Source organism: Cyanobium sp. HWJ4-Hawea (assembly GCF_024345815.1).
In the GTDB taxonomy this organism is placed as follows: Bacteria; Cyanobacteriota; Cyanobacteriia; order PCC-6307; family Cyanobiaceae; genus Cyanobium_A.
This window is the reverse complement of sequence record NZ_JAGQBV010000094.1, coordinates 1-5,015: the sequence shown is the minus strand read 5'-3', so window position 1 is coordinate 5,015 and position 5,015 is coordinate 1. Positions and strand designations below refer to the sequence as shown.

Below are 5,015 nucleotides of genomic sequence, written 5' to 3'. Positions count from 1 at the left end.
ATGGCGTAAAACTGCGGCTTGGAGACAACCACTGGCTGATGCTGCGCTTCTCCGGCACCGAACCTCTATTGCGGCTGTACTGCGAAGCCCCAAGCCAAGAAAGGGTTGCCGAAGTGCTCGCCTGGGCCAAGCAATACGCAGAGTCGATATAGCAATTAGCACCCCAAACATGATGAGCTCCCAAACAAAGTTTTCACTACCTGCCCTATTGGTTATCGCCAGCGGCAATGCAGGCAAGATCCGCGAATTCAGCCAGCTGCTCGAGGGCTATGGCCTGGAAATCAGGCCCCAGCCTGAAGGCCTGGATGTGGAAGAAACGGGCCAAACCTTCGCCGAAAATGCCCGAATCAAGGCAATCGCTGTTGCCAAGGCCACTGGCCATTGGGCCCTAGCTGACGACTCGGGCCTCTGCGTAGACGCCCTCGGCGGCGCACCCGGGGTCCACTCATCTCGCTATGCCGATAGCGATAGGGCCCGCATTCAAAGACTACTCGGCGAGCTGCAGCAGGTGCAAATCACCACAGACTCAGAAAGCCAAAGGGCTGAGTTTGTGGCGGCCCTGGCCATCTCCGACCCCTCAGGGAATGTGCTCATTGAAGTGGAAGGGCGCTGCCCCGGAGAGATTTTAAAATCACCCAGGGGAGAGGGTGGCTTTGGCTATGACCCGGTATTTCTAGCGCCGGAGACAGGGCTAACATTTGCTGAGATGGATCAGATGCAGAAAGCCAAACTTGGGCATCGGGGCATAGCCTGCGAGAAGCTGATAAAACAACTACGCAACATGAAAATCAAGGGCAAGTAAATGACAAGAAGTCCCAATGATCCCACAAAAGCCAACAAATGAAGATCACCGCAATTATCATCAACCTAAAGAGAAGCAAGAAGCGCCTAGAATTTATCACCTCTCAGTGCAGGGCACTAAGGATTGAATACGCCATCATTGAAGCAGTTGATGGCACAAAACTATCTCTCGAGGCGGTCAGCGATTTTAGCAACATTCGAAGAAAAGCCTATCAAAAAGAAAAATTAAAACCCGAAACATGGCTAATTCGACCAGGCGTAGTGGGTTGCGCAATATCCCACATTAATTGCTACAAAAAGATAATTAATGATGGCATGGAAGCCGCTCTCATCCTCGAAGATGATGCATCACTAAGCCAGGCCATAAAGGCCGCCTTAGAAGACAGCACAATCAATAACATGCTGGCCATTAAAAAAGCAGATATTATTCAGCTAGCAGCCGTTAAAGAAGAAAATTTATATCAACCAGAGATCAGGCTCGCAGGAAGAATCAAGACGACAACTGGCCTAGTACTTGGAAAACCCTCTAAAATTATTCCTGGCACAAGTTGTTACATTATCAGCAAGACTGGCGCAGAAAAACTTCTTCACTATTGCCTTCCACTAAGATACGCGTCTGATCAGATTCTCGCAAATTGCGCCTACTACGGCCTATCTTATTATGCAAGCAAAAGAGCAGTCTCAATACAGAACAGACACCTCGAAAGCACGATTACCGGACCAACAGAAAACGAGTCGAATCGAACAAAAGCAAAGCACCTATCGAAGAAAATTACCCGGCTCAGAAAATTAATAAAGAATATTATTCCGTCGCTTCTTCAGAAATTAGGCCTAATACCTTACTACGATAAAACATTTTTGCTGCTATCGAACCATATAACGCCACAAATACAAAATAAACACCAACACAATTGAAGCTCAGGAAATTTGGCAAAACCAGCCTTGCACTAGTCGATTAATTGCGAATACAGGCAAGCTAAACAATCTAACTCCCAAGCAAAATACAACGTGGCGAGTGAAAACCATAACACAGACAACAGAGTCCCAAATTCAAAAGTGTGTTCTCTTGGAAAGAAAGTTCTCAACCTTGGTCTTCCTTTTCTCAATTTTTTTCGCGACTTCCCTAATTAGCAGGTTTTCGATTACAGATTTCTTGTGAAATCTTCTAAAAGTAGTATCAAAAAGAACATCTCGAACTATCTCAGCCCAAGAATTGAACGAAAAACTGCCCTCGGAAAATCTTAATCCCTTGAGATAATTAAGAGACAGAAGCTCTTCCTTCCTAGCCTGATATGCATCTAAAAGACCTTTGTTGAGAATGCCAAACGAATTTCTATATTCAGCATGAGGCAAACCATCAAGTAATTCACGATTAACATACTTCTTGCCAGAGACGACAGGTATTCTATTCATAAAGCACTCAATAACTGTTGTCGAAATAGCTTCGGAAATACCCGTGGGATTGACGATCACCAATGAACAGTTCCTCATTAGTTCAAACCGTTCGGAGGCCAATGATCCATGAAAGACAATGGAAGTTTTTGGATCAAAATTCATGATAGATTTAGACTTAGATCTACAGATCTCTTCATATAAATTTGACCCTTCAAAGCCCTCTCTGGAAAGATTAACTTTAGATAAATCAGAACCTCCAATAATATGAATACGGGCCAAGCCAGATCCCCTCAAAAACTTGGGCCAGTCATTGAGCAGCATATACACCCCTTTGAACGCCTTAATGCTCCAACGAATGCAATATCCAGCACACCGTTAGAGGCAGCATCTTGGGAAGTGAAGCCCGTACTTGATAATGACTCGGGAAGAACAGCCGCGCAGATCTAATTTTAAGCAAAAGTGGCGAATAAATTAGTCTCCAAAGTATCAAAAGAATACTTTGAGCAGCAAACTACCATTTGATTTCGGATATCTCCATAAAAGGTCACAAAGGGGTGATGAACCCACACGATAGTAAAGTCAGCACAAATAATTTGAAAGCTCTTTAGGCAGCTTTGGGAAGAAATTAGCAAATTTTACTTATAGCCTTCTACTCTAACTGCAGCCTCAGCGCACCCATTTGAGACCCTTCGCACATATAGATCATTGTCATGGGGATAAACTAAGCAAGTTTCAAACTCAGCTTGGACAGAAAGCAGTGCGACGAGCAGAATCAACTGCTTTTCCGTTCCGCCCATGACGGGCATCAAATCATCCCTGATTTGGAAAGGATGTTCATGGGAAAACGCGACATCAATTCCAACAAAAACTTTCATATTTAAAGAACATCATCGCACATAATATAAGCCAACCTAGCAGGCCCGCCCCTCTCTCGCCAATAATCAAAAACAAGCTTGATGATCGCAATCAAAAGAGTCTCAAGAAAATCTTTCATGACAATTCGGCAAATATTCCCAAAACAAAATCATCCAAAATCACTGCTATGAGACAACCACGAAACTAGAGTACCTGCAATACGCATGATTCCCTAAATCCTAATAACCCACAGTCTTCCAGATTAGAGTGGCAGCCTAGTGACACAAACCTCTTGGTTTCCGCCTCAAGGCAAGGCAGTTAGTGAGTTAAAGGCAACATGATGACGATCAATGATCAGAAGAAAACTAGACTTCTTCAAGTTCATCAACAAACATAAAGTAGTGCCCGATAAGGCTCAAAATAAATCGTTGCCAATCTTCAAACATGAGGACAGCCTAGTCAAGGCTTAAACGCAGCGGAAACTCTTCATGCAAGGAAGCCTAATTACAAATGCACGCCAAAAGTATCTAATCAAAAGATTTTTATCTTGCGAAATACTGGAACGCAACACTAGTTATCAAGTTTAGCAAGCCCAACTTCGCTCCAACTGCCATGTAGCCCATAGGGCATGGCAAGGGGTAGCTCAATCACAGCCAATTCACTTAAGTCTGCTGCATCAAGAATTACTAAATCATTAGCATCTCTAGCGCCATTCCAGATCAAACACAACAGCCAGCCATCGTCCTCTGCAGGGATTGGCTCACCTTCCTTGATTGATCGTGGCACCATGATCGGTTCAGTGACAAAGCCCCGGGGTGCCGCACTCCAAGTACAACCATCACCTGTTTGCAAATCGAGTTTCTTGATTACCTGCAAAGGGTCATTACCTATTTCCCGCTCTGCCACAGCCATCCAGCCATAGCGGGCGGGCAAACCCTGGAACCTCGGATTCACCATCGCAAACTCACAGCAACGTTCACTCAGGCGTTCACTACTTGCCGTACCAGTAGTGAGATTGATTCGACAACGCTCAAGTAAGCCAGCGGGCAAAGAATCAAAATCGATGGAGCGAAAATCGTCGTCGGGCCCAATGGAGGGGAAGTCGTTATAGAAAATGCTCTCCACCACCACCTCGTCTCCCTCTTCATAGGCATTGAGATGGTGGAAGACAAAGCCGTCGGGGGCATCAATCAACCTGGGGGCTTGGCCCGCATAGGCGCCACAATCCCTGGGAACAAGCCAAAATTGGCCACGGCCGCCTGGCCTAGAGCGCAGACACTGAGCTGCCCCCTTCTGTCCGAATACAAATGGAAGTGGGTTGAAGTCGATCGCATTTTGCAAAAACACTGCCCAATTTGGGGTGATAGCAAAGTCGTGCAAGAAGGCAAACCCCCCAAAGCTGTCACTGCGATCAGCCACCAGCTGACCAGCCTTCGGACCCTCGGTGGCAAATTCCATCAGCCGCACGCTGCTGCGGGGGCCACTCTTCACCCCAAAAGTGACCATCCGCGGCTCACCATGGTGGCCCGGTTCAAAACGGGGATGGGCACTAAATGCCTCACCTGGCTTAAGCACGCCATCTAGGTGAGTGAGGCCCCTGGTTTCAAGGCTGACGGGGTCTAGGGCATGGGGTGAACTTGCCTCCCAGAGCGCCAAAAGATCATCACCCAGGCGCACCACATGGGTGTTGGCGATATTTTTCAGACGTAGATCGAAAGCATTAGCGAGCGCTCCGCCAGGCTTCTGGCTACCGAATACCCCACGATATAGATATTTGCCTGCCTTCTCTTCCTCTAGCCATCCCTCAGTGCGTACAAAACGATTAGCTAGCTCGACCGATCCCTCCGCAAAGCGAAAGGCCGTGATCATTCCATCGCCATCAAAGGGATGGTGGACAGATAGGCCTGCCCTCTCCAAACGGCCCGGACCATTGCGATAGAGGGTCCCATTAAGTTCCGGCGGGA

At 46.9% G+C, this 5,015-nt stretch carries 5 protein-coding genes and 1 pseudogene; 3 read left to right on the top strand and 3 right to left on the bottom strand.

All coding sequences use genetic code 11. The features are described from left to right. The 3 genes and pseudogenes from KBY58_RS12910 to KBY58_RS12900 all read left to right on the top strand — a co-directional run. Positions 1-152, top strand: a pseudogene (locus KBY58_RS12910) (phosphoglucomutase/phosphomannomutase family protein); the annotation flags it as partial. Positions 153-172: 20 nt separating this feature from the next. Continuing rightward, on the top strand, positions 173-802 hold the full coding sequence (gene rdgB / locus KBY58_RS12905) for an RdgB/HAM1 family non-canonical purine NTP pyrophosphatase (RefSeq protein ID WP_255004721.1): 630 nt from the start codon (positions 173-175) through the stop codon (positions 800-802). Positions 803-840: 38 nt separating this feature from the next. After that, positions 841-1,716: a glycosyltransferase family 25 protein gene (locus tag KBY58_RS12900; protein ID WP_255004720.1), complete on the top strand. Its 876-nt coding sequence runs from the start codon at positions 841-843 to the stop codon at positions 1,714-1,716. A 135-nt stretch (positions 1,717-1,851) separates the two neighbouring features. On the opposite strand, the gene KBY58_RS12895 is transcribed toward KBY58_RS12900, so the two are convergent. The 3 genes from KBY58_RS12895 to KBY58_RS12885 all read right to left on the bottom strand — a co-directional run. Continuing rightward, positions 1,852-2,475: a hypothetical protein gene (locus KBY58_RS12895; RefSeq protein ID WP_255004719.1), complete on the bottom strand. Its 624-nt coding sequence runs from the start codon at positions 2,473-2,475 to the stop codon at positions 1,852-1,854. 356 nt (positions 2,476-2,831) lie between these two features. Next, on the bottom strand, positions 2,832-3,071 hold the full coding sequence (locus KBY58_RS12890) for a hypothetical protein (RefSeq protein WP_255004718.1): 240 nt from the start codon (positions 3,069-3,071) through the stop codon (positions 2,832-2,834). Between the two features lie 550 nt (positions 3,072-3,621). Beyond that, on the bottom strand, positions 3,622-5,015 hold a 1,394-nt coding region (locus KBY58_RS12885; protein WP_255004717.1), incomplete at its 5' end, for a carotenoid oxygenase family protein.

Coding starts and splice junctions, on each gene's coding strand:
- KBY58_RS12890 (WP_255004718.1), bottom strand. CDS start 3,071: ATGAAAGTTTTTGTTGGAATTGATGTCGCGTTTTCCCATGAACATCCT.
- rdgB (WP_255004721.1), top strand. CDS start 173: ATGAGCTCCCAAACAAAGTTTTCACTACCTGCCCTATTGGTTATCGCC.
- KBY58_RS12900 (WP_255004720.1), top strand. CDS start 841: ATGAAGATCACCGCAATTATCATCAACCTAAAGAGAAGCAAGAAGCGC.